This is a genomic window from Pseudoxanthomonas sp. LjRoot204_2 (genome assembly GCF_056175765.1).
Genome location: NZ_JBGFFG010000423.1, coordinates 1 through 2821 on the forward strand (window position 1 = coordinate 1; position 2821 = coordinate 2821).

General features: G+C 65.5%; 2 protein-coding genes. Both read right to left on the reverse strand.

What is annotated here, in order from left to right:
• On the reverse strand, window positions 1-244 hold a 244-nt coding region (locus AC04L7_RS15895), incomplete at its 3' end, for a CinA family protein (protein ID WP_475513386.1).
• 120 nt (window positions 245-364) lie between these two features.
• Window positions 365-2821: TonB-dependent receptor (locus AC04L7_RS15900; protein WP_475513387.1), on the reverse strand; the 2457-nt coding region annotated here is incomplete at its 5' end.

Here is a 2821-nt window from a genome sequence, read left to right on the forward strand (position 1 = left end):
TGACGGCGCCGTGCGTTTCAAGCGTCTGCGGCCGCACGCCCAGCAGGGCCTGCTTGGCTTCGTAGCTGTAGGCGGCCAGGCCGCAGTCGAACCAGTCCGACGAGCCCGCGATATCGGTCACGCACTTGGCGATCCAGCCTCCCGTGCAGCTTTCCGCCGTGACCAGGTGATCGCGGTCCTGCCGCAGGAGTTCGCCGACCTGATGGGCCAGGGCGCGCAGTTCTTCATCGGTGGGGGCTGACATCATCGGTTCCGACGGGGGACTGTCGTGTTGTAGCCGATTTGCCGCGCGCTGTCGCCCGTCGGGCACACAAGAAAACGGCCCGCCAGGGGGCGGGCCGCTCGCCACATTGTGCGAAGGGGATCAGTAGCGGACGCGGAAGGTCACGCCGTACATGCGGGGCGCACCGAGGAACGCGTTGAAGGTGTTGAAGGGATTGTTCGGGGCCGGCGAGACGTTCTGCAGCGGACCGTCGAAACCGACCTGCAYGTATTCCTCGTCGGTGATGTTGGTGCCCCAGAACTCGAGCATCCAGCGCTGGTCCTGCGCGCCGATGCCGAAGCGCGCGTTGGCGACCGTGTACGCGCCCTGCATCTTCTCCGGGTCGAGGTCGGAACCGGTGTTGTACTCGGACACGTACTTGGCACCGATGTYGAAGCGCGCCATCAGGCTGCCCACATCCCATTCATACGTCACCGATGCCGAACCGGACCACTTCGGAGCGAAGCTCATCTGCGCACCGGGCAGCTTGTACAGTGCGCCGGTCGGCGAAACGAAGTCGCCGCCGGGGATGTTGTCRCCGTAGGTGGTGTCGGCATACATCAGGCCACTCTGCAGCATCAGACCGCGTATCGACTTGGGCTGCCACATCAGTTCGGCATCCAGACCCTGCGAGGTGACTTCCGGGATCGAGCGCACCACGAAGCTCGTACCCAGGAAGCTGTTGAGCTGGAAGTCCTCGTACTTCTGATGGAACAGGGTGGCGTTCAACAACAGGTTGCCGTCGAGCCAGGTGGTCTTGGCGCCCAGCTCGTAGCTGTCGACGAACTCACCGCCGAAGGAGGTGTCCAGGACAGGCTGGATGCCGTTCGCACTGCCGCTGCTCAGGCCGTTCGACGACTGCACGCGGTCGAGGTTGAAGCCGCCGCCCTTGTAGCCGCGTGCGAACGAACCGTACGTCATCACGTTGTCGTTCCAGCGGTAGGCGGCCTTGAGCGTGCCGGACCACTCCTTCTCCTCGCGGCTCTGCACCGTGTCGCGCGACGGTGCGTTGTGCAGCGGATTGGCCCAGGGCAGGCAGCCGTATCCGACCACCGTGGGGGCGGCGGCGCTGGCCTGCGCCACCGTCAGGCCGCGCGCCACCAGGGCGGCGACGACCTGCGCGGGATTGGCCAGCATGGAACCGCAGCCCGCACCGCCGTTCGGATTGCTGTAATTCGAAATCAGCGTCTTCTTCTCGCGCGTGTAGCGCAGGCCCAGCGTCAGGTCGAGGGCATCGGTGGCATGCCACGTGTTGTTGGTGAACAGCGCCGTGCTCTTCGCGCTCTGCTGGTAATTATCCAGCGCACCCAGGCCGGCGAACACCGTGCCGAACGGGCGACCGGTAGCCTGCGAGAGGAACAGCGGCGCGGTCGGCGAGGTGCCCAGCGCGGGATTGATGATCGACAGCAGCGCGACCGACAGGTAGGGCTCGTAGTGCGGACCGATGCGATAGGTCTCTGTGCGATCCAGGTCTTCGTCGGTATAGAACGCGCCGACCATCCAGTCGATGCGATCGGTCGCGCCGGTCAGGCGGAATTCCTGGCTGAAGGTCTTGAAACCGGTGAACGACTCGTCCTTGTCCGCCACGCGGTACAGGATGTCGGCCGTGCTGAAGTCGTAGTCGAGGCCGTTGATCGCCTGCCATTCGCGCTGTGCGGTGATCGAGGTCAGCGTGGCGCCGCCGAACCAGGACGAGTCCCAGTTCACTTCGACGGCAACACCATTCTCCTTGATGTCCTGGGTGGTCGGCCGGTTGCTGTAGGCCACGCGGTTGAACGGGTCGTCGCCCGGCGCGGCCACGGCCTGGCCGCCGACCAGCCGGTTGAGGATGGCGGCCGTCGCACCGACGGTCGTCTGTACCGCCGCGCAGCAGTTTTCCTCGCGGCTGGTGAAATCGCCGGACAGCATGATTTCCAGGTTCTCGGTCGGCTCCAGCAGCACCTTGCCGCGCACGGTGTGGAAGTTCTGATCGTTGTCGTCGGTCTCGCGACGCGGGCCGGCACCCGTGCGCACATCCATCCAGCCGTCGCGCTTGCGCTTGGCAGCGTAGATGTTGAACGCACCCACTTCGCCTAATGCGTCGTTGTACGCGCCCGACACGCCGATGGCGTTGTAGTTGCCGAGCGTGATCTCGCCTTCCGCGCTCTGCGTATAGCTGGGACGGCGTGTGACCACGTTGATGACGCCGGCAGAGGTGTTCTTGCCGAACACGGTGCCCTGCGGGCCCTTCAGGACTTCGATGCGCTCCAGCTGGCCGAGGTCGCCAAAGCCGACGCTGTTGCGGGGGCGGTACACGCCATCGATCACCACGCCCACCGACGATTCCAGGCCGACATTGTCGCCGACGGTACCGATGCCGCGGATACGCGCTGTGGTGATGGCCTCGCTCTGGGTGCTGGTCACGGTCAAGCCAGGCACCAGGACCTGCAGGTCCTTGATGTCGCGCACGCCGGTGTCCTGCAGCAATTGCTCGGACACCGCGGTGATCGCGATCGGCACGTCCTGCATGGCCTCCTCGCGCTTCTGCGCGGTGACCGTCATGGTCGCGAGCGTGGTGGG